Origin of the sequence: Pseudophaeobacter leonis (genome assembly GCF_002087335.1) — a bacterium.
Classification (GTDB): domain Bacteria; phylum Pseudomonadota; class Alphaproteobacteria; order Rhodobacterales; family Rhodobacteraceae; genus Pseudophaeobacter; species Pseudophaeobacter leonis.
Genome location: NZ_MWVJ01000010.1, coordinates 1 through 20,016 on the forward strand (window position 1 = coordinate 1; position 20,016 = coordinate 20,016).

Consider the following 20,016-nt stretch of genomic DNA (forward strand, 5'->3'; position numbering starts at 1 on the left):
GCCGATGAGTTTGATCGTCAGGGACAGGCGCGCATCCCTCATGTCGAGACCCAGCTGTTTGACGCGTTCAGGGTCCGCACCGTCATTGCTCGTGCCCCAGATCTGCCCCGACAGATTGGCCGTGACATCCTTGGACAGGCCCATGACCTTGCCGACTTCCGAGATCGCGGCGCGTGAGCGAAAGTGGATCACCGTGGCGCAAAGCCCGGCGCGGTGGCGGCCATATTTGCCATAGATATGCTGGATGACTTCCTCGCGGCGTTCATGCTCGAAATCCACATCAATGTCAGGCGGCTCGCCGCGATGTTCGGAGACAAAGCGTTCGACCACCATTGTGATGGTCTCGGGGCTGACGTCGGTGATGCCGAGCAGATAACACAGGATCGAGTTGGCCGCAGAGCCGCGCCCCTGACATAAGATGCCCTGGCTGCGGGCAAATTGCACAATGTCATGCACCGTGAGGAAATAGGCGGGAAAGTTGAGCTTTTCCACCAGGGCCAGCTCTTTGTGCATTTGCCGGATGGCACGCTCAGGCGCGCCCTGGGGGTAGCGCGATTTGAGCCCCTGCGCCGCCAGCCGGGCCAAGCGCTCTTGTGGCGGCTCGTCGCCTGCCACCTCATCGGGATATTCATAGCTCAGCTCAGACAGGCAAAAGCCCGACCTGGCGGCGATCTCAACCGTACGGCGCAGGGCTGCGGGATGGCGGGCAAACAGGCGCTTCATATCGGCTTCGGGTTTGAGGCGGCGCTCAGAGTTGGGCTGTGCCCGTGTGCCGATCTCGTCGATGGTGATATGTTCGCGCAGGCAGGTCAAAACATCGGTGAGTTGCCGCCGGGATCCGTGATGCATCAGCACATCGCCCACGGCCACCATCGGCGCCGCCGTGCGATGCGCCAGGGCCGCGCAGGCGTCAAAATGGCTTTGATCGCTGCCGTCATAGCGCGGGGTCGCCCCGACAAAGACATCTGCAGGAAAATGCTTTTTGAGAGTGGATATACCAGCCGCGCTGTTGTGTAAGGCCGACTGGGGCAGGGCGATCAGGCTCATACCGGCACAGCCCTGCACCAGGTCTTGCAGATCGAGATCACAGGCTCCCTTAGCGGCGCGGCGTTTGCCCAGAGTCAGCAGTCGCGTCAGCCGCGCATAGCCCGCGCGGCTCTGCGGCAGCGCCAGCCAGTGGGTGTCACTGTCGCGCAGGATCAAACGTGCACCGACAATGAGCTTGGGCAGGGGCGCAGTCTCGCCCAGCTCGCGGCGCAGTTCTTTAAGGGCAGAAAAGGCGCGCACCACGCCTGCGAGCGAGTTGTGATCGGTGATCGCGATGGCCTTCAGCCCCAGAGCGGCAGCCCGCGTGACAAGCTCTTCGGGATGCGACGCGCCCCGCAGGAACGTGAAGTTCGAGGTCACGCCGAGTTCGGCATAGCCCGGATCAAGCGAAGGGTTGCGCGGGCTCATGCAAATTCACCCTGCACGAACCAGCCCGGATTTTGCGGGGTATAAAACAGCCACAAGCGCCGCCCCTGTGTGGTGTCCACTTTCCAATAATCGCGCAGGCCCGACCGCCAGTTGTCATCGGGCAGCCACCATTCGGGTGCGAGGCGCTCGGGGCCTGTGGCGCGCCCCGTGGTCAACGCCATACGCCGCCAGCGAAACTGTGTGGGGGGCTGGGAGCCGACCGCTGCGATGGGTTCCGGCGCAAAAAGCCGCAAAGGCCGTGGCCGCAGGCTGGCCCAGGATCCAGATGCGGCACTATACGCGGCAGGCACAATCTGAAAACTGCGCTCGGGGATATGGCTGTCCGCAGGTAAAAACCGCTGGATGTTGTCCAGCCCAACGCGGTTGCCAAGGCGCGTGATCAGATCCTCCAGACCATCGCTCCGCGCAGCCGTGCCCGTGGTGATCTGACTGTCCTCCAGCCGCTCAACCTGCGTGGCCTCAAGGCGTAGCTGATCAATGCCAAACCCGGCATCAACCGCCGCAACACCCGGGCAAAAAGCGGCAGAATCCGTGCCGCATCGCGCATCGGCGCCGCCAGACGCAGCTCAACCTGCTGTGCCCCCTGATCGACGCGGCGCAGGATCAGCTGCAATTGTCTTGCGCCCATGTCTTGCGATTTGAGCTTGGCGCAAAGCCTCTCTAACAGGCGCTCTGTGCCGACCATGACATCCGCGCTCAGGCCGATGGGATCGGGTAACGTCAGGCGCACACCATAGTGCGGCGCCTCCCCCAGAGGTGTGATCACCTCATCGCGCGCGCCCATGGCCTGATCCAGACGCAGCACCACATCGGGGCCAAACCGTCGCGCAAGGGTGGCGCGCGGCAAAGCCATCAAATCGCGGATCCGGCGCAACCCCAGGCGTTGCAGGGCTGTGTCGGATTTTGCCGCAAGACGCAGGGCGGCCACAGGCAACGCGGTGATATCCGCCTTTGGGTGCGTGCCATAATGCGACAGCGCCCAAGCGGCACCGCGGGTATCGGCCACAGCAACCCGCCCGCTCACCCCGGCACGCCCAAGACGGTGGCGCATATCGTCAAGCATCTGCGCCTCGCCCCCAAACAAATGCGCCGACCCTGCGATATTCAGCATCAGACCATCTGTGCCATCCAGTCCAACCCAGGGGCAGTATCGCTTGCTCCACCGGGCCAGCATCTGCAGGAATTTCGCATCAGCACCCCGATCGGCAGGTTGGCTTTGCAGCTCAGGGCAGTAGGCCCGCGCATCCGAGAACCCCATGCCGCGATGCAGGCCCTGGGATTCGGCCACCTGGTTCAGGCAATAAATACGGTCGGTGTTTTTCTCATGATGGATCAGGGCAAAAGGACGATTGTCATTGGCGGTTTGCTGCAGGCATGCGCGCAGAACCCTATCGCTGGGCAGCCTCGGAAACCACATTGACACGACGCGTTTGCGCATCCCACTTCACTACCCACGCTTTTAAAGTTCCTGATTTGTTCTTTGTAATTTCCCAGCACTGGAGAGTCGAGTCCTCTGCTGTGTTCTGTGCGTCAAAGACTGGCGCATTCAAGACTGGCGCATCAAAGATCGGCGCGCAGTGCCAGCGGGTCTGCGCGGCATTGCTGCCCATGCCCTCCGGCAAAAGGCAAAGCCCCATAGAGCGCCCTGTCTGGGCTGCCAGCTGCAGACGGCGCCCTTCGGTCAGGCCAATCGGCTGGCTCAGCTCCATGACCACCCGCGCAATACGCCCCGACCGTAGGGCTTCTTCGCCTGAGGCCAAGGCGTCAATATGGCTCGGGGCCTGCACAACCAAAAGCTTCTGAGGATCAAGATAAGGCTCAAACCCCAATGGGTTAAGCTGCGTGCCATTCCACGCCTCCCGCACCCAAAGCACAGTGCCCGAATCTGCCCGACACACTGCCCCGCCGCGCAAATGCAAAGGCATGTGCTGACGGCCCGCTGGCTTCATGTGTGCGGGTGTTTTTAGGAGGGAAGTGAGAATCGATGAGGGTCATGGGACGGCAGTATACATCAGGAAATCTTGTAATCGAATGATGGAAGGCCGCAATCGGTGGCACCGCCGGGCAGTCATGCTCCCATTTTTACCCTACGTGCTGCCTAACACTAGCTATCCCATTCAAGAGCAAGGCTCTCCCGGAAAGCAAAGCATTCCAGATGAGCCGAGATCCCCTGTTTCCACTTATCCAGATCCCCGCGCGGAGCAGGCATGGGCAGAGGTCCTTGTCAGAGAAAAATGCGCTGGATCAGGCGAGGTCAGGCCGCCCCGCTGGGGTCAGTCGAACCGGATGTCGACCCTGCCAAAGGCTCCAAAGTCGGCGTGGATCTCGCTGCCCGAGGGGCATTCAATCGGGCGGATAAAGCTGCCCGACAGGATCACCTGACCCGGCGCAATGGACTGGCCATATTGCGCCATGCGGCGCGCCAGCCAGACAACGCTTTCGACCGGATCATTCAGAACGCCAGCCCCCAGTCCGGTTTCCTCGACCTCGCCGTTACGGCTGGTGATGGCCCCGACCCAGCGCAGATCATGCGCCTCGACGGCATGGCGCTCGCGACCCAGCACAATCCCGGCATTGGCGGCATTGTCGCTGATGGTGTCAAAAACACTGCGGGTCTGACCCGTCTCGGGATCGGCGCGCAGGATGCGGGTGTCCAGAATCTCAAGCGAGGGGGTGACATAGTCAGTGGCAGCAATCACATCGGCCCGACTGACATCGGCGCCGCCAAGGGGCGCCTTCATGACAAAGGCAATCTCGGCTTCAATTCTGGGCTGGATAAAACGCCCTTTGGGCACGGTTGCGCCTGTCTCGAACAGCATGTCGTCAAACAGGATACCGCTGTCGGGAATGTCGATGTTCAGCGCATATTGCATGGCTTTTGAGGTCAGGCCGATCTTCCAGCCAATCACCCGCTGGCCTGCTTCCAGCTTGGCGCGAAAGATGGCGTTTTGCACCGCATAGGCATCATCCATGCCCATCTCGGGGTGGCGCACGCTCAGCAGTCCGATCTGCTCACCCGAGGTCTCGGCCAGCAACAGATCGGCGGCGGCGATAGCGTGATCCTGCGGCGTCATGCGAGCACCTCGTCTTCGACGCCATTGCACAGGGTGCCGATGCCCTCGACCTCAACCTCGACCACATCGCCGGGTTTCAGATAGCGGGGTGGGTCAAAGCGCGCACCCGCGCCGGTGGGGGTGCCGGTGATGATGATATCGCCGGGCTTTAGCGTCATGAAGGTCGAGATATATTCGATCTCGCGGCGGATCGGGAACATCATGCGCGACAGCACATCGTCCTGACGCACCTCGCCATTAACGCGGGTGATGATGCGGGCCTCGTCCAGCTGGCTGGCATCGGTAAAGGGCACCAACCAGGGGCCGAGCGCGCCGGAGTGGTCCCAGTTCTTACCCTGAGTCACGTTGAATTTGGCATGCCGCACCCAGTCGCGAATGGTGCCCTCGTTGCACAGGGTCAGCGCCGCGATATGGTCATAGGCATCCTCCTGGCTGATCCTACGACCGCCCTTGCCGATGACGATGGCGACTTCACCTTCATAGTCCAGCGTGTGGTTTTCGGGAGGACGTACCAGATTGCGCCCATGGCCGGTAAAGCCGCTGGCGAAACGCGGGAACAGCGACATGAATTTTGGCTGCGCGCTGCCGTCTTTGTATTCCGCATTGCGGTCGGGAAAATTCACCCCAACACATAGAATGCGCGGCGCATTGGGCAGCACCATTTCATAGGTGAAATCGACATGCGTCACCGCTTTGCCTGCAGCCGCTGCGCCTAGGTCGGCCAGCCCGCCCGCTGCTATCACGTCATAAAGCGTTACCCAGTGCGGAAAATCCGCATTCAGGGCGATCATGCCAGCATCAGTCACAGCACCATAAAAGATCTCGCCGGCGGCGCTAAAAGTTGCAAAACGCATTAGGTTACTCCTTGTCTGTGGCGTGAGGTCTGTGGCCTGAGCTCCGCCATGCAGAGCGATTTAATTTACATGTTAAGCAAAGTTCTATGTGAAGGCGCGCGTTCAGTCAATAATTATTGCCATGGCAACCAATGGCAACCATATGGCCCATTCCACAGATAGGGAGCGGCGCGCGGATAGGGTGCAGGTTATGTCCTCTGATGGGACTATGCCCGTGGTCCTTTGCGCCGCATTCCACGGGCTGGATCATATCCAAAAAGGCTACCGGCCATGAAGCAGACAAAAGCCAGCGCAACCCAAATCAGAGCTGTGATGTTTAGCTGGCCATACATCGCAAAGCGCAGCAGCTCGACCGCATGGGTAAAGGGGTTTACCGCGCAGATGTCGCGCAGCAAGGGTGAGCTCTCGGCCATTTTCCACAGCGGATACAAGGCGCTCGACATAAAGAACATTGGAAAGATGACAAAGTTCATCACCCCGGCAAAATTCTCCAGCTGCTTGATTGTCGACGAAATCAGCAGCCCCAGTGCGCCCAACATAAGCCCAGTCAGGATCAGCACCGGAAAGGCAAAGACATAGCCCGAGGGCGGCAGGGCAATGCCAAAGCCGGCAGCGATGGCCAGAAAGACATAGACCTGCAGCAAAGAGACCGCCACGCCGGCCAGCAGTTTGCAAAACAGCAGCCACCAGCGCGGCAGCGGGCTGGTCAGCAACAGGCGCATAGAGCCCATCTCCTGATCATAAACCAGGCTCAACGAGGACTGCATGCCGTTGAACAGCTGGATCATGCCACAGAGGCCCGGCACGATATAGACCTCGTAGGTGATGTAGGTTTGATAGGGCGGGATGATCGACAGGCCCAGGGCGGCGCGAAACCCCGCCGCAAAAACCACCAGCCAGACCAGCGGCCGCACCCATGCGGCCAGAAGGCGCGAGCGCTGGCTGACAAACCGCAGGGCTTCGCGCAGCACAATCGCCCTGAGGGCAACCAGATAGGCCATCACGCGGGCTCCTGCTGTGTCGTGGTCATGCGGATAAAGGCATCGATCAGCGCGCCATCGCCTGCAAGACTGGCTGCAGTGTCATGGGCCAGAACGCGACCTTTGTTCAGGACAACCACGTCGTCACCGGCCCGGATTTCATCCACCAGATGCGTCGCCCAGAACACCAGCAGACCAGAGTCCGCCAGATCATGCACGTGCGAGGTGATGGCCTGACGGCTGGCAGTATCAAGCCCGACGGTGGCCTCGTCCAGCATCAGCACCTCGGGCGCGTGGATCAGGGCGCGGGCGATCTCCATACGGCGGCGATGACCGCCGTTCAGACTGCGGGCCTTCTCGCCACTGCGCTCGCGCATCTGCAACCGGTCAAGCGCCGCGTCGATATTGCGTTGCGCCGCTTTGCCAGACAGACCCTGCAGAGCCGCAAAATACCGCAGATTTTGCATCACCGTCATATCCAGATCCAGGGTCTGTTGCTGGAACACGACGCCAATCTTTGCCAGCGCCGCACGCGGCGCGCGCGCAAGATCATGCCCCGCCACACTGATGCTGCCCTCCCGCGTCACCAAAAGCCGGGTCAGCAGGGAAAACAGTGTTGATTTCCCCGCCCCGTTTGGCCCCAGAAACGCACAGAACCGACCCTTCTCAAGAGAGAAACTGACATCATCCAGCGCCAGTTTGGCACCATAGCGATAACTTACATGCGAGAGGGTCAGGGTACTCATCTGCTACTGGATCACGATCTCGACGCGCTGCCCCGCGCCGGTGGAGCCGGGTTGACGCAGCTCGTAGCGGCCGGGCTTGATGGCGATGAACTCCATTTCCATGGTCCCTTCTTCGTCGAATTCAAAACTGTCGATGCCAAGCGGGCGGATCTCAATGCCGTTGATCACCACCTCATTGATCCAGACTGCGCGGAAAAACCCTGCGCCTTCAAGGGCCAACTCACCGGTGCCATCGGCGATGATCTCGATCTCATAGGCGGCGCCGGATTTGAGCATCAGCGGCGCCTCGGCGATGGGTTTGCCAACCGACAGGATCAGCGGCTCCAGCTCTTCTTTGTTATTGCTGGACAAGAGCCCGGCAAAACCAAGGTCATGGGCCTGCACCGGCAGCGCCAGGGGCAGCGCAAAGGCAAGGGCGGTCAGGAAGGATGCAAATTTCATAAGATATCTCCTTTTGGTGACATAGATTTGGGTGACAAAGAGGGAGCCAGGGTTGCAGGAGATCCTGCAAGGCTCAGGGTACGCGTGGCTAGGCGCTTGGCCTCGGCTGCGGCATGGGTGACAAAAATGGTCGCTGGGCGGCTTTGGGCGATCAGCGCTTCTGTCAGGGCAATCATCTGATCAGCCGTTTGAGCATCCAGCGAAACAAAAGGCTCGTCCATGATCAAAAGCTCTGGTTGTCCGGCAAAGCCGCGTGCCAGCGCCAGACGGCGCTGCTGGCCAAGCGACAACTGGCCGGGGAATAAGTCTGCCTTATCTGCCAGCGCCACCATATCCAGCGCTGCATGCGCCTCGGATTGGGACAGATGTGGATGGATCAGGCGAATATTGTCGAGGGCTGTGCGCCACAGCATCAGGGTGGGCTCCTGAAACACCATGGCGATGCGCTTTGGCCGGATTATCTCACCGTCGAACTGGGTATCAATGCCGGAAATCAGCCGCAACAGGGTCGATTTTCCAATCCCCGACGGCCCCAGAACGGCCAGTGTTTCGCCGGCGCTGAGGCTGAAATGAATATCCTGCAACACCCGCGTGTCCCCATAGGATTTTGCCGCAACATCAACCCGGATCATGCGGTCCTCCAGCGGTTGGCGCGGGCTTCCCAGGGCTGCAACAGGCACCATTCAATGATCAGCCATCACCAGAATGAAGGACAGGGAATAGATCAGCACCATGCCCACATCGAAGAGCTGAAAATACAGGTGGATCTGGAAGCCGATGCCGTCAGAGCGCCCCAGGAATTCAACCACCAGCACGATTTTCCAGATCACCGCCAGACCACTGCGGGCGGCGGCGGCGATAAAGGGCGCCATCTGCGGCAAAATGATATGGCGCAGCCTGCGGACCCGCGACATGCCAAAAATCTGCGCCATGGCCTTTAGTCCGGGGTCCAGCGCCCGCGCGCCTTCGCGGATCACGGTTGTGACATTGGGCACCTTGTTGAGGGTCACAGCGATGATCGCGGCCGTCTCGTTCAGCCCGATCCACAAATAGCACAGCACAATCAGCACCAGAGCGGGCAGGTTCAGAAACACCACGAGCCAGGGATCCAGCCAGAGATTCACCCGGCGATACAGCCCCATGACCAGTCCCAGACACAGTCCCAAACTCATGGCGAGGCCAAAGGCCCAGAGCACCCGCATCAGCGTTTTGCCCAGATGATAGGGCAGGGTGCCCGTGGTGGCTCGTGCCAGAACGGCGCCAGCAAAGACTGCGGCATCGGCAGGGTCTGGGCGTCATCCGTTAGCCAGGCCGCAAAGACCCAAAGCGCTGCAAGACCAAACAGAGAGGTGAGGCGGATCAGCATATTGGCAGGGATCCTGTGACTGTCATTTCACTGCCGCAAACAGACCAGGCGGCAATGTGGTGGCAGCCCCCACCAGTTTGTCGCCCCCCAGACGCGCCATCAGCTGCAGCATCTGGTCGGCACTGCTGGCATTAACCGCACCACGCGCCGGGATACCTGCGCGAAAGTCCTGGCGCAGGGTGTCAAACTGCAAGTCGCTCTTGGCGTTCATGCGGGGACGGAGCTGCTCCCATGGGGCGTCACTGCGCAAAATATCCTTTGCGGCGCGCGAGGCCGCGTAAAACCCCTGCGCCAGATCAGGGTGTTGCTGCAAAAAGCTCTCTTTCATCACATAGCCCAGCAGCGGCACCTCAGCGTCCAGCCCCAGCGCCTGCGCCGCGGTCTCGACGGAGACCAGTTGCCGCATACCCGAGGCTTTCATCTTGGCCAAAAAGTGCCAGAAGTCCACCGCCCCATCGCCCTCGCCCGACAGCGCGGTCTTATAGATCAGCGGTGGGGCTGCAAAAACCTGCTCGGTTTCTGCCTCCAGATCCATGCCATATTCCAGCTGCGCATAGGCGCGCAGGATCAGCCAGCTTTTGTCCAGCGGCCCGCCGGCAATGCCGATCTTTTTGCCCCTCAGATCAGGGAGGCTCTGCGCCGGGCTGCCCTCGGGCACCACCAGCCCGCCAACCGCGCGGGAATAAGGGACAAAGACGTAGTCTTTCCCAGCGGCGCGTTGCCGGGCCACCCAGATCCAGTCGGCAACCGCCACATCGGCGGTGCCGCCGGCCAGCGCCACACGGGTGGCCCCGTTGTCGGCATAGGCCTGCACCTTCAGCGCAAAGCCGTTCTCCTGGTCCAGCCCATTTTGCGCGATGGTATCCAGCTCCCAGTTCACCGTCCCAATGCTGAGCACGGCGGCGCGGATTACCGGCGTTTCGCACACCGCCACCGAGGCCGAGACCAGCAAAGCGGCGCTGGCTGCCAGCAGTCTGCGCAAGATCATGTCATCCTCCCTGTTGTCCTGTCCGCTGTCGCTGGCCTCAATCGGGGGAGACGACGACGCCCCAGGGCTGCTGGCCGACCTGAATGGATTTGATGGCTTTTTGCCGCTTCACATCAATCACAGTGACATCATTTGAGTTGCCATTGGTGGTAATCAGGTAGTCCTGCTCCGGGGTGAAGGCCATCTGCCAGACACGCTGCCCTACCAGAATATAGTCCTCGACCTCGTGCGTTTTGGCATTCACCCCCGCGACGCGGTTGGCGGGGCCCAGGGCGAAAAACAGCCAGTTGTGATCGGCTGTGACTTTCATTCCGACAGGTTGCAGCCACTCGGGCTGCACACCGGAGACCTGAAATTCGATTTTGTCTATCAGCTTTGGCGCCTCGGCGCTGGTGTCGATGACGCTGACGGTACCGCCGATCTCCGAGCTGACAAACAGTCGGCTGCCATCATCCTTATAGGTGGCATAGCGGGGGCGCTGATCAACAAGAATGTTGTGCTTGATCTTGTAATCTGAGGTGTCGATGAAATGCGCCATATTCGTCGTCTCGGAGGTATTGATCACCCATTTTGTATCCGGGCTGATCGCCATGCCTTCGGGCTCTACCCCAACAGGCACCTCGGCCAGGACCGTGCAGATCTCGGTGTCGACGATGGTCACCAGATTGTCGTCCTCATTGGCAACATAGATAGGGTTGCCCGTGGGATGCATGGTAAAAAGCTCCGGGTCTGGCCCGGATGGCAGCGAATAGACCTCCTTGTAGGTCTCGGTCTCGAACACCCGGAGGGTGTCATCATCCGAGGCGCAGAAATAAAGCAGGCTGCCATCCGGGCTGAGGCCAATGCCGCGCGCCCGGTTGCCTGCGGGAAACCCCACCAGGACCCCCCAGCTGTCACTGTCGATTACCGTGACCGTGTTGCCTTTCCCGTTGCTGACATAGACCTTGCCCGCCTCTGCAGGTGCCGCGAGGGTCAGGCTCAGAGCGCAAACCCCGGCAAAAAGACTGGTGGGACGGTGCATGATTTACCTCTTTGTGTCAGAAAGCAGAGCAGCTGGTTTCAGGCTGATCCAGCCCAAGGGTGTCAAGGGTGGAGCGTTGGTGCAGATAGCCGTCTTGTGGCGACACACTGACGGTCAGTTTACTATCCGTCAAAAGGATCGGCTGGCGCATCTGGCCATTCCAGCTGCGAAAGCTCACACCGCGCCCCTTAAAGGCCGCGAGTTCAAACTCGTCACTGAGAATATAGGCGCGCAGGGTGGCAGGGTCGGCAGAATTGCTCCGGATGACGGCCTCACCGATCACCCGCAGGGCCAGCCAGACCTGATAGTCAGGCTCCTGAACATAACGGCCCGACAGGGCCTCAAAACGTCTTTGAAACTGGGTGGCGCCCCAGGCCTCATGGGCGGGGTGAAAGCTGACAGGCCGCAGCCCGCCGGATCCCATCACCGGCCGCGGCGTCCAGCTGTGAAACGGCAGATAGAGCCCAAGCACATCCGAGGCTTCGGCGGCGATAACCATGTCATGCTCGGCGGCGCCTTGGGTAAAGACCGGCATCTGGCGCTGCACCAGCACATGTCCGGTATCGGTGCGACGTGAGCCCCCCGTGTCCTCAAATTCGCGCTCTTCAACCACATTGCGCGCCGAATTTTGTAATGGCCCGCCTATAGGCATCCCCAAGGGCGTGATCCGCCGGGTTAGAGCCCTGAATAAGGAAAATGCGCCGCCATTGCTTCCACATGGCAAATTGCACTACCGCATCGGCCATCATCAGATCACTCGGAGCCACATGCAAAAGATTGGCCCTGCACTCTGCATCGCGCAGGGCAGGGCCGCGGGCACTGGCATTGATCACCAGAGCCTTGGCGCCGGCCCTGTCGGTGATCTTTAGCAGATCCCGCGCGCGGGCCATCACCACCAGCAGCTGCGGCGCATCCGTCAGGATCTCGGACAGGGTCTGATCCAGTGTTTCCGGGGTGGTGGTGACAAACGCGGTTGCAAAGCGCATGCCCAGGAAATTGCCGGTGGTCTGATTGTCCTCATCCGCGAGGATCGCCCCGGCCGATCCAAGATCATCCGGTTTAAGATCCAGTCGGGACACCGGCAAAACGCCAGGGTAGTCCACCCGCAGAACAGTGGTTGCGACCTCCAGAGCCTGTGCCGGCGTCGCCGAAATCATCCCTAGGCCCATCGCAAATACCAAAGCAGGGACCAACATAAAGGTGAGACGTCTCAAACCCAGCATTGCTTTGATTTTCCTCTGCGATTTCCCCTGAAAGGTTACTATGCAACGCGGGGAAGAGTCGCGGAACCGATACTTTTGGCGCATTGCGGTATGAGGTGTTGCGACTAGGATGGCGCAGCCACTTTCCTTCAATATTATGGATTTTTCTATGCAGCTCCACAGACGTTCCATTTTGGCGGCTCTTGCCGTTTCTGCCGGGCTGGCCAGCCTGCCCCTGGTTGCCCATGCGCATGGCCCAACCCGCCAGAAGGTGACTCTGACAGCAGAGGTCAGCGCGCCGCCTTCTGAGGTCTGGGCGGTGATTGGCAATTTTCAGGATATGAGCTGGCACCCGGCGGTCCATAGCAGCACAGGCGCGGGCGACAATGCCATTGATGCCACCCGGCTATTGGTTCTGGGACAGGAAAACGGCCCAACAATCGCCGAGATTCTGTACAAATTCTCTGACGAAAAGATGAGCTATTCCTACCGCATCACCGAGGTCGCGGTGGAAGTGCTGCCAGTCACCAACTATTCGTCACATCTGACGGTAAAACCCGGCACGGACGGCGGATCTGTGGTGGAATGGCGCGGTGCCTTTTATCGTGGCTATCCAAACAATGACCCGCCAGCCGAGCTGAATGACGAGGCCGCGATTGCGGCGGTTTTCGGCGTTTATCAGGCCGGACTGGACGCTCTGGTGACCCGGTTTGGCGGCAACTAGCCGCCTCCTCTCTAGACGCTCCTGTCGGGCCCCTTTGCCCTTGTTTGTTTTTGCGCTGTCGCCATTTCTCATGGCGCCGGTGTTGATTGCGACAGTGTTGAAGGCAACAGAGGCTACAGCAGCCAATTATGCCTTTGTGACCAACCAAAACGGCAACAGCCTGTCGGTTATCAATCTCAACACCCGCAGCGAGGCTGCCCGCGTGTCGCTGCCCGGGGCACCCGCCGGAGTGGCCGTCGATGCCGCGCGCGGTGTCTTTTACACCGTCAGCGCCGGCAGCAAAGTGGTGCGCAAGTTCGGCCTTGCCCGCGCAGAGCAGCAGGCCGAGAGAACACTGGACGGCGGGCCGATCGGCATTGCCGTCAGCCCGGATGGCCAGCAGGTCTTTGTCTCCGACTGGTATAATGCCCGCATCTGGATGTTGAATGCCGAGGGGCTAACCCCTGCCGACATGATTGAAACCGGTAGTGCTCCGGCCGGGCTGGTGGTGGCGCGTGATGGCAGCTGGCTCGCCTCGGCGGACCGGGATGCGAACCAGATCTCTGTCTTTGATCTGCCCAGTCGCCAGCTGCGCCACAAAATCCCAACTGGCCTGCGCCCCTTTGGCATATCGCTTGGCCCTCAGGGCCGTCTGTTTACCGCCAATGTTGGCTCAGACACCGTGACCGTGGCCGACCCTGTCACTGGAAAAGTTGCCGCAACCATCCCGGTGGGCGCACGTCCCTACGCAATTTCCTTTGGGGCGGGCGCGGGATTTGCTACAAACCAATATGCCGATACGGTCAGCGTCTTTGATCTTGAAAGCCTGAGGGTGAGCGCGACCATCGATGTTGGGGAATACCCCGAAGGCATTGACGCCACGCCAGATGGCAAAACCCTTGTGGTGGCCAATTGGTTTTCCAACACGCTCAGCCTGATTGATGCAGGCACAGCCCGCGTGATTGCAGAGATAGATACCGGCGACGGGCCGCGGGCCTTTGGGCGTTTTATCGCAACCGGTTATGCAGAGGAGAAGTGACATGAAGAAACCTGTTCTGACGGCCTTGCTCTTGGGGTCTGTGCTTGCATCTGCGGCCTCTGCGTTTGAGCCGAGCTGGTCTGATCTGCGCCACGCCCTCTATGAGGATCAGACCCTGACCGAGGCCGGCGATCTGATACAGATTGATGCGCCTTACCGCTCGGCACTGGATGCGCGCACCAATATTGGCGCGCGCATCATGGCACCAGACGGACGGATGCTACAGAGCGTCACGGTTATACTGGATGAAAACCCGATGCCGGTCTCGGCGGGTTTCACCTTTGCGCAACCCATGGCGCAGTTTGATTTTGATGTGACCATGCGCGTCAATGGCCCAACGCCGCTGCATATGGTGGCCCGCACCACCGAGGGGCAGTTGCTGGCAAAAACCGGCTTTGTAAAAACCTCGGGGCAGGGGGCCTGTGCCGCCCCTCCCGGAACGGATCCAGAGCTGGCGCTGGCCACATTGGGCCAGATGGAGATCGCCTTTAGCAATGCTGCCAGCACAAGCAGCACACAGCCTGCGTCGCTGCCCGCGTCAATGGCCGCATCACTGCCCGCATCACTGAGCAGCCTTTCGTCTTTCGCGACAAGCCCAGGCCCGCAGTTGCAGCTTGATATTCAGCACCCCAGCCATTCGGGGATGCAGATGGACCAGATCAGCCTGCTCTATCTGCCGGCGCGCTATATCGAAACAGTGGCGGTGGATCCGGACGGGGTCCGGTTTGTTGATGTGACAGGCAGATCTCGCTGAGCGAAAATCCAACGATCCGCATGACAGTGCCGGCCTATGCCCGCGTCGCCGCGATCACCCTGACCGATACGGATGGCACGGTCCGACTGCCCAACGGCAGATGACAGGGTTCTAATAGCCCGGTTCCGGGTCAACTCTTTCGACTGGGTAGTCCTCGAACACCCAGCCGTCCGTTCCCTCGGGGAACCAGAACACATGGGTGTAGCCATACTCTAACGCGCGTTTTGCCGCGTTCCAGGACATCCAGCAATCGGCCAGACAGAAGAACACCAGCGGATGATCAGGTTCACCCGAACTGGCCTGTTGCAAACCTGCGGAAAAATAGGCCTCTGTCACATCGGCCAGCCCGCCATAGCCGACATTGGGCAACCAGATGGCGCTGGGAATAGAGGCGCGGGGTTTGTCGCGCCAAATGGTGCCTTTGGGCAGATTGTCCGGCTTGGGGGCGCGCGGCAGAACATCGACAAAGGCCACCCGCCCGGTTTTCCACAACGCAAAGGCCGCATCCGCATCCACCACAGTGGCACCAGACAGCGATACCGGCACCGCACCGCGATAATGATCGGTTTTGTAGTCCTGTGGCTCGGCCACCGATTGCGCAGAAACAGCCATTGGCTTCCAGCCGACCAGAGCCACAACCAAACCAAGGGCCAGCGCCAACCAAAAAGGGTGGCGACGGCCCTCGCGGGTCACAACGCAGGCTCCAGCAGCGCGGTCCCGGCGTCATTGACCAACGGCACCCCCGCTTCGGTCAGGATCGCATTGATTTCCTTTTGATTGCGACGGATCAGAGAGTTCAGCTTGCGCTGCCAGACTTTCTCACCTTGCCGCACCCCCATGGTGATACGGAAAAACAGCCGTGGCGGCAGAGTTTCCTTTAACAGCGGAGTCACCTGCAGCGCCGGGTAGTCAGATTTGACCAGCGGCCCCGAAATCGGCCCCCAGAGCAAAGCCCCGTCTATGTCGCCCGCCACCAAATCGTCCAGCATGTTCTGAATGGGAGATTCATGGCGCCGGTCCACCACGAGATTATAGGGACGCGCCTTGGCAATCAGGCCGTTGCGGGCCATATGCGTGGCTGGTGGAGAGCCTGCAACGATGCCCAGTTTCAACCCTTTGAGACGGGCATCTGACAGTTGGTCAACGCCCGCCACCGGGCTGTCAGCCCGCGTCACCAGCGTATAGACAGAGGTGAAATAGTGGTTGCTGTTCAGAACCATCTCATGGCCCTGCGCATAGCCAATGACAACATCACATTTATTGGCCCGCAGCGTATTGCGGATAAATCCGGTGGCCATCGGATACCATTCATAGCTGACTGGCAATTCCAGTTTGGCCGCAAAAAATTCGGCCAGTTTGTTTTCAAACCCGCTGCCATCGCGGTGCGACATCGGCGCATTGGCAGGATCCGCACAGACCCTAAAGCTGGATTTTGACACCAGATCCGAGGTCTGCGCAACAGCCGGGGCCGCGCAGAAAACCAGGGACAGCAGTGAAAACAGTCTAGCCCAGGCAGGCATTTTCATCCTCACGGATCACATCAGATTTAGCTTCTTTCATGCGGGGACGACCACGGGGAATCGCTTCAGTGCCGCGCGCTTTCAGGTAGACATAGATATCGTTCAGATAGCACATGACATTTGGATTATCGCCAAAGGCGGGCATCACAGAGGTTTCTGCCGAGTTGATGACCTGGCGTCCGTTCACCACCACATCAAAGAAGTCATAATAATCCAACTCAAGCGCAGAGTTCTTGAGCGCAGGCGCATAGCTTGAGCCTTCGCCCTCGGGGCCGTGGCAGACGTGGCACTCTGAGTGATAGCGACGAAAGCCGGAATAGGAGGGCCAGTCGATGGTTCCATCCTCGGCAACATTATAGGTGGGAATATCATCTTCGGTAAAATAGCGACCGTCTTCCATATAGGCGACGTCGATATTTGTAGCGTCAACAGGGCCTTCAGCCCAGCCAGCCTGTCCGAATAGTAAAATGAATGCCGCTCCCAGCAGACCTGCGGTATTTCGCATATTTCTTCGACCTTATTTGCTGTGAGGACTGGCGCAGGCGAGGGATCCGCTGCGCCAGTCCGACCATTTTTGCTACTCTGTGCCGATTAGCTGGGCAGGGCGAAGACGGTCATCTGACCCCCAAGTGCGGAATAGTCGCTGGGCGCGGCATAGCCGCCCACGGCACCCAGACCATCATTCGGGTTTGTCAGACCTGCTGCCAGACCAATGCCAGCCCAGCCGCCGATACCCGACAGGATCGCAACATATTGCTTGCCGTCATGGGTATAGGTCATGAAGTTGCCGATGATACCGGAGGGTGTTTTGAACTTATACAGCTCTTCACCTGTGTTGGCATCAACCGCTTTCATATAGCCTTCGAGCGTGCCGTAGAAGACCACGTCACCAGCAGTTGCCAATGCACCGGACCAGACCGAGAACTGCTCAGGAACGGACCAGGCGATTTCACCCGCTTTGCCGTCCCAGGCGATGAAGTTACCCATGCCACCGTGGCTGTCGGGGGCTGGATACATCGCCAGAGTCGCACCAACATAGGGCTGACCCGCAGTATAGCTGACGCGGAAGGGCTCATAATCCATGCAGACGTGGTTGGTCGGCACGTAGAACAGCTCTGTCTCAGGTGAGTAGGCCGCAGGCTGTTGGTCTTTTGAGCCCAAAGCCGCAGGGCAGATACCGGTCGAGTTCACGTCTTCGCCGTTTTGCTCGGTGGAATACTGCGCCACAACCTGTGGACGACCGTACTGGTCGCTGTTTTTGTCCATGTCAACGCCAGTGGTCCAGTTGACAACCGGGTCAAACTTCTCGGCAACCAGCAGCTCACCCGACACACGGTCCATGGTATAGCCCAGGCCGTTGCGATCAAAGTGGGTCAGCAGCTTGCGCATCTCCCCGTCGATCTCCTGCTCGGTCAGGATCATCTCGTTGATACCGTCATAATCCCACTCATCATGCGGGGTCATCTGGTAAAACCACTTGGCAATGCCAGTGTCCGCATCGCGGGCCATGATGGTCATCGACCAGCGGTTATCACCAGGACGCTGTCCGGGGTTCCATGTGGATGGGTTACCGGTGCCGTAATAGACCAGGTTTTCGGTTTCATCATAGGAGTACCAGCCCCATGTGGTGCCGCCGCCGATCTTCCACTGATCGCCTTCCCAGGTGTTGATGCCCGAGTTCTCGCCCACTGGAGTACCCAAATGCGTGGTGTTGACCGGGTCGACCAGAATATCGCTGTCCGGACCCATGGAATAGGCGCGCCAGGCCTGGCTGCCATCCGCAGTATTATAGGCGGTGAAATGGCCACGAACGCCAAATTCGCCGCCAGAGATGCCAACAATCACCTTGTCGCCAACTGGCAGAACCGTCGCGGTGTTGGTTTCACCTACAGCGGCATCACCATTCTTGACGCTCCATTCCACCGCACCCGTTTCAGAGTTCAGCGCAACCAGCGTTGTGTCGGCCTGATGCAGGAAGATTTTGCCGTCCGCATAGGCAACACCGCGGTTTACAGTGTCACAGCACATGACCGGAATGACATCCGGGTCCTGCTTGGGCTCGTACTTCCAGACGATCTTGCCTTCTTCGGCCAGATCCAGCGCATAGACGATATTTGGAAACGGCGTATGCACATACATCATATCGCCAATCACCAGCGGCGAGCCCTCGTGGCCGCGCAGAACACCTGTCGAGAACGTCCAGGCCACCTGCAGATCACCAACATTGTCTTTGTTGATCTGGTCAAGTTCGGAATAGCGCTGGTTCTTGTAGTCCCCGGTCTGAATCGCCCATTGGTTGGGATCATCGATCAGAGCCTTCAGACCGTCGTTGGCCATGACCATACTGGTCGAGCCAAGCAACAGAGCTGCGGTAAGTGTTAAAGTTCTTCTCATCCTGTCCTCCCTAGAGTTTTAGTGCAGGATGCCAAGAATTGTGGCGGTCCCGCTGGTGCTCTTTACGAGCCTTTCCCTCTGACAATTCTCACCCGCAGAAGGGGGGTCTATCTGGTCAGCTGAACCTCCTATTCAGTGAACCCGGCCAGATAGGCGATGACATTTGCGCGGTCCTTTTCTTTGCGAAGACCGGCAAAAGACATTTTCGTTCCTTTGATATACGTCTTGGGTTTGGTCAAAAACGCCTCCAGCGTCTCAACATCCCAAACCAGCTCTTCGTCGGTGGCTTTTTTCATCAGCGCCGAGGAATATCCAAAATCTTCAACGGCTCCTGCCGCCCGTCCCAGGATATTGGTCAGCATCGGGCCCGCTTTGGATTTGGCGCCCTCACCAATCTCGTGGCAGGCCTTGCATTTGCGAAAAACCTTGGCACCTGCATCGGCGTCTCCGGTAAGCCCGGCAACGGCACTTTCGGCAGCCGCGCTTGCAGTATCTGTGCTTTGTGCAACAACGGCAGATCCCGCCAGGACATTCAGCGCCAATGCGATACAAAGAAGAGGCAGTCTTTTCATAGTGTCGGTGTTCCTTTTGTCAGTCTGTCTTGAGCCGGTCGGCGTGCCATTTCACGTGATCTCCGGCAAAGCTGGACACAAAGAAATAACTGTGGTCGTGGTCGGCATGGGTGCGCAGGGTACAGGGCTGTCTGCGCTTGCTGGCGGCTTCGGCAAAGGCCTGCGGCCGCAACAGATCAATGAACTGGTCGTTGGCGCCCTGATCAATCAGAATGTCGCCATGCCAGCCGTTTTCAGCCATCAAAATGGTGGCGTCATATTGCGCCCAGGTGGCCTCATCATCGCCAAGGTAGGTGCTGAATTGCTTGCGCCCCCAATCGGACTGCGTCGGGTTCAGAATGGGCGCAAAAGCAGAGACCGAGCGGAACAGCGAGGGGTTGCGCATGGCAATTGTCAGAGCGCCATGCCCGCCCATGGAATGACCGGTAATGCCGTGGTTGTCGGTGATCGGCAGCGCCCCCTGCAGCATCGCGCGCAGCTCCTTGACCACATAGTCATACATCTGAAAATGCGGCTGCCAGGGTTGTTGCGTGGCGTTCAGATAAAAGCTCGCGCCAACCCCAAGATCATAGGATTCATCGTCAGCCACCCCCTCGCCGCGCGGCGAGGTATCAGGAAAGACCAGCGCCACACCATGCTCTGCCGCGTGCTGCTGCAACCCGCCTTTTGTCATGGCATTATCATGGGTGCAGGTCAGCCCTGAAAGATACCAAAGCACTGGAACTGAACGGTTTTTGGCCTGTGGCGGCAGATAGACTGCAAATGTCATATCCACGCCGCAGACCTGCGAAGGATGCTTGTAGACAGCCTGATCGCCTCCGAAACATTTGCTGCGAGAAACGATCTCCATTGCCTCAGTACTCCACGACGGCGCGGATGGATTTGC

The 20,016-nt window shown here is 59.4% G+C and carries 23 protein-coding genes and 1 pseudogene; 3 read left to right on the forward strand and 21 right to left on the reverse strand.

Going from position 1 to position 20,016, the window contains the following annotated elements:
- The 15 genes and pseudogenes from B4968_RS04230 to B4968_RS25555 all read right to left on the reverse strand — a co-directional run.
- A partial coding sequence (locus B4968_RS04230; RefSeq protein WP_139792568.1) for a PHP domain-containing protein occupies positions 1-1,455 on the reverse strand: 1,455 nt, incomplete at its 3' end.
- On the reverse strand, positions 1,452-1,709 hold the full coding sequence (locus tag B4968_RS26355) for a hypothetical protein (protein WP_479559037.1): 258 nt from the start codon (positions 1,707-1,709) through the stop codon (positions 1,452-1,454). The genes B4968_RS04230 and B4968_RS26355, both read right to left, overlap by 4 nt.
- Positions 1,710-1,855: 146 nt before the next feature.
- Positions 1,856-2,914: a Y-family DNA polymerase gene (locus B4968_RS04235; RefSeq protein WP_479559038.1), complete on the reverse strand. Its 1,059-nt coding sequence runs from the start codon at positions 2,912-2,914 to the stop codon at positions 1,856-1,858.
- Positions 2,865-3,374, reverse strand: a complete 510-nt coding sequence (locus B4968_RS04240) for an ImuA family protein (RefSeq protein ID WP_241525539.1) — start codon at positions 3,372-3,374, stop codon at positions 2,865-2,867. Before B4968_RS04240 ends, B4968_RS04235 begins: the two co-directional genes overlap by 50 nt.
- Positions 3,375-3,749: 375 nt before the next feature.
- Positions 3,750-4,550, reverse strand: a complete 801-nt coding sequence (gene hpaH / locus B4968_RS04245) for a 2-oxo-hept-4-ene-1,7-dioate hydratase (protein ID WP_083096933.1) — start codon at positions 4,548-4,550, stop codon at positions 3,750-3,752.
- Positions 4,547-5,404 (reverse strand): fumarylacetoacetate hydrolase family protein, encoded by an 858-nt coding sequence (locus tag B4968_RS04250; protein WP_083096936.1) that lies wholly within the window; start codon positions 5,402-5,404, stop codon positions 4,547-4,549. Before B4968_RS04250 ends, hpaH begins: the two co-directional genes overlap by 4 nt.
- Positions 5,405-5,610: 206 nt before the next feature.
- On the reverse strand, positions 5,611-6,405 hold the full coding sequence (locus B4968_RS04255) for an ABC transporter permease (RefSeq protein WP_420916455.1): 795 nt from the start codon (positions 6,403-6,405) through the stop codon (positions 5,611-5,613).
- Positions 6,405-7,130: an ABC transporter ATP-binding protein gene (locus B4968_RS04260; protein WP_083096941.1), complete on the reverse strand. Its 726-nt coding sequence runs from the start codon at positions 7,128-7,130 to the stop codon at positions 6,405-6,407. Before B4968_RS04260 ends, B4968_RS04255 begins: the two co-directional genes overlap by 1 nt.
- Positions 7,131-7,133: 3 nt before the next feature.
- On the reverse strand, positions 7,134-7,571 hold the full coding sequence (locus B4968_RS04265) for a cupredoxin domain-containing protein (RefSeq protein ID WP_083096943.1): 438 nt from the start codon (positions 7,569-7,571) through the stop codon (positions 7,134-7,136).
- Positions 7,568-8,203 carry an ABC transporter ATP-binding protein gene (locus B4968_RS04270; protein ID WP_083096946.1) on the reverse strand — a complete coding sequence of 212 codons (636 nt, stop codon included), beginning with the start codon at positions 8,201-8,203 and terminating at the stop codon, positions 7,568-7,570. Before B4968_RS04270 ends, B4968_RS04265 begins: the two co-directional genes overlap by 4 nt.
- Positions 8,200-8,937, reverse strand: a pseudogene (locus B4968_RS04275) (ABC transporter permease). The gene B4968_RS04270 and the pseudogene B4968_RS04275 overlap by 4 nt, the downstream one beginning before the upstream one ends.
- A gap of 22 nt (positions 8,938-8,959) precedes the next feature.
- Positions 8,960-9,925 (reverse strand): ABC transporter substrate-binding protein, encoded by a 966-nt coding sequence (locus B4968_RS04280; RefSeq protein WP_083096948.1) that lies wholly within the window; start codon positions 9,923-9,925, stop codon positions 8,960-8,962.
- A 37-nt stretch (positions 9,926-9,962) separates the two neighbouring features.
- On the reverse strand, positions 9,963-10,946 hold the full coding sequence (locus B4968_RS04285; protein ID WP_083096950.1) for a YVTN family beta-propeller repeat protein: 984 nt from the start codon (positions 10,944-10,946) through the stop codon (positions 9,963-9,965).
- 16 nt (positions 10,947-10,962) lie between these two features.
- Complete coding sequence (locus B4968_RS25550; protein ID WP_338153201.1) at positions 10,963-11,559, reverse strand: type 1 periplasmic-binding domain-containing protein; 597 nt, start codon at positions 11,557-11,559, stop codon at positions 10,963-10,965.
- Positions 11,552-12,169, reverse strand: a complete 618-nt coding sequence (locus B4968_RS25555; protein WP_338153202.1) for an ABC transporter substrate-binding protein — start codon at positions 12,167-12,169, stop codon at positions 11,552-11,554. Before B4968_RS25555 ends, B4968_RS25550 begins: the two co-directional genes overlap by 8 nt.
- Positions 12,170-12,317: 148 nt before the next feature.
- On the opposite strand from B4968_RS25555, the gene B4968_RS04295 reads away from it, so the two are divergent.
- The 3 genes from B4968_RS04295 to B4968_RS04305 are packed head-to-tail and all read left to right on the forward strand — an operon-like array spanning position 12,318 to position 14,644.
- Positions 12,318-12,872, forward strand: coding sequence for an SRPBCC family protein (locus B4968_RS04295; protein ID WP_083096965.1), 555 nt, complete (start codon positions 12,318-12,320; stop codon positions 12,870-12,872).
- A 40-nt stretch (positions 12,873-12,912) separates the two neighbouring features.
- Positions 12,913-13,890: a YncE family protein gene (locus B4968_RS04300; RefSeq protein WP_241525541.1), complete on the forward strand. Its 978-nt coding sequence runs from the start codon at positions 12,913-12,915 to the stop codon at positions 13,888-13,890.
- Position 13,891: 1 nt separating this feature from the next.
- Positions 13,892-14,644: a thiosulfate oxidation carrier protein SoxY gene (locus B4968_RS04305; RefSeq protein WP_241525542.1), complete on the forward strand. Its 753-nt coding sequence runs from the start codon at positions 13,892-13,894 to the stop codon at positions 14,642-14,644.
- A gap of 111 nt (positions 14,645-14,755) precedes the next feature.
- Here B4968_RS04305 and B4968_RS04310 read toward each other — a convergent pair whose 3' ends face one another.
- From B4968_RS04310 to fghA, 6 genes are all read right to left on the reverse strand, one after another.
- The gene (locus B4968_RS04310; protein ID WP_083096969.1) at positions 14,756-15,256 is read right to left on the reverse strand and encodes a PQQ-dependent catabolism-associated CXXCW motif protein; all 501 of its coding nucleotides are present in this window, start codon (positions 15,254-15,256) and stop codon (positions 14,756-14,758) included.
- 77 nt (positions 15,257-15,333) lie between these two features.
- Entirely contained in the window at positions 15,334-16,164 is an 831-nt protein-coding gene (locus B4968_RS04315) for a substrate-binding domain-containing protein (protein ID WP_083096971.1), read from the reverse strand.
- Complete coding sequence (locus B4968_RS04320) at positions 16,148-16,669, reverse strand: c-type cytochrome, methanol metabolism-related (RefSeq protein ID WP_083096956.1); 522 nt, start codon at positions 16,667-16,669, stop codon at positions 16,148-16,150. Before B4968_RS04320 ends, B4968_RS04315 begins: the two co-directional genes overlap by 17 nt.
- Positions 16,670-16,755: 86 nt before the next feature.
- Complete coding sequence (gene xoxF5 / locus B4968_RS04325) at positions 16,756-18,558, reverse strand: lanthanide-dependent methanol dehydrogenase XoxF5 (RefSeq protein ID WP_083096958.1); 1,803 nt, start codon at positions 18,556-18,558, stop codon at positions 16,756-16,758.
- Between the two features lie 128 nt (positions 18,559-18,686).
- Positions 18,687-19,130: a c-type cytochrome gene (locus B4968_RS04330; RefSeq protein WP_083096960.1), complete on the reverse strand. Its 444-nt coding sequence runs from the start codon at positions 19,128-19,130 to the stop codon at positions 18,687-18,689.
- Between the two features lie 19 nt (positions 19,131-19,149).
- The gene (fghA, locus tag B4968_RS04335) at positions 19,150-19,980 is read right to left on the reverse strand and encodes an S-formylglutathione hydrolase (RefSeq protein ID WP_083096963.1); all 831 of its coding nucleotides are present in this window, start codon (positions 19,978-19,980) and stop codon (positions 19,150-19,152) included.
- Between the last annotated feature and the right edge of the window lie 36 nt (positions 19,981-20,016).

Bases quoted from the DNA above. Each gene is read 5' to 3' on its own strand.
- B4968_RS04235 (WP_479559038.1), bottom strand. From the start codon at position 2,914: ATGCGCAAACGCGTCGTGTCAATGTGGTTTCCGAGGCTGCCCAGCGAT.
- hpaH (WP_083096933.1), bottom strand. From the start codon at position 4,550: ATGACGCCGCAGGATCACGCTATCGCCGCCGCCGATCTGTTGCTGGCC.
- B4968_RS04250 (WP_083096936.1), bottom strand. From the start codon at position 5,404: ATGCGTTTTGCAACTTTTAGCGCCGCCGGCGAGATCTTTTATGGTGCT.
- B4968_RS04255 (WP_420916455.1), bottom strand. From the start codon at position 6,405: ATGGCCTATCTGGTTGCCCTCAGGGCGATTGTGCTGCGCGAAGCCCTG.
- B4968_RS04260 (WP_083096941.1), bottom strand. From the start codon at position 7,130: ATGAGTACCCTGACCCTCTCGCATGTAAGTTATCGCTATGGTGCCAAA.
- B4968_RS04265 (WP_083096943.1), bottom strand. From the start codon at position 7,571: ATGAAATTTGCATCCTTCCTGACCGCCCTTGCCTTTGCGCTGCCCCTG.
- B4968_RS04270 (WP_083096946.1), bottom strand. From the start codon at position 8,203: ATGATCCGGGTTGATGTTGCGGCAAAATCCTATGGGGACACGCGGGTG.
- B4968_RS04280 (WP_083096948.1), bottom strand. From the start codon at position 9,925: ATGATCTTGCGCAGACTGCTGGCAGCCAGCGCCGCTTTGCTGGTCTCG.
- B4968_RS04285 (WP_083096950.1), bottom strand. From the start codon at position 10,946: ATGCACCGTCCCACCAGTCTTTTTGCCGGGGTTTGCGCTCTGAGCCTG.
- B4968_RS25555 (WP_338153202.1), bottom strand. From the start codon at position 12,169: ATGCTGGGTTTGAGACGTCTCACCTTTATGTTGGTCCCTGCTTTGGTA.
- B4968_RS04295 (WP_083096965.1), top strand. From the start codon at position 12,318: ATGCAGCTCCACAGACGTTCCATTTTGGCGGCTCTTGCCGTTTCTGCC.
- B4968_RS04305 (WP_241525542.1), top strand. From the start codon at position 13,892: ATGAAGAAACCTGTTCTGACGGCCTTGCTCTTGGGGTCTGTGCTTGCA.
- B4968_RS04310 (WP_083096969.1), bottom strand. From the start codon at position 15,256: ATGGCTGTTTCTGCGCAATCGGTGGCCGAGCCACAGGACTACAAAACC.
- B4968_RS04315 (WP_083096971.1), bottom strand. From the start codon at position 16,164: ATGCCTGCCTGGGCTAGACTGTTTTCACTGCTGTCCCTGGTTTTCTGC.
- B4968_RS04320 (WP_083096956.1), bottom strand. From the start codon at position 16,669: ATGCGAAATACCGCAGGTCTGCTGGGAGCGGCATTCATTTTACTATTC.
- xoxF5 (WP_083096958.1), bottom strand. From the start codon at position 18,558: ATGAGAAGAACTTTAACACTTACCGCAGCTCTGTTGCTTGGCTCGACC.
- B4968_RS04330 (WP_083096960.1), bottom strand. From the start codon at position 19,130: ATGAAAAGACTGCCTCTTCTTTGTATCGCATTGGCGCTGAATGTCCTG.
- fghA (WP_083096963.1), bottom strand. From the start codon at position 19,980: ATGGAGATCGTTTCTCGCAGCAAATGTTTCGGAGGCGATCAGGCTGTC.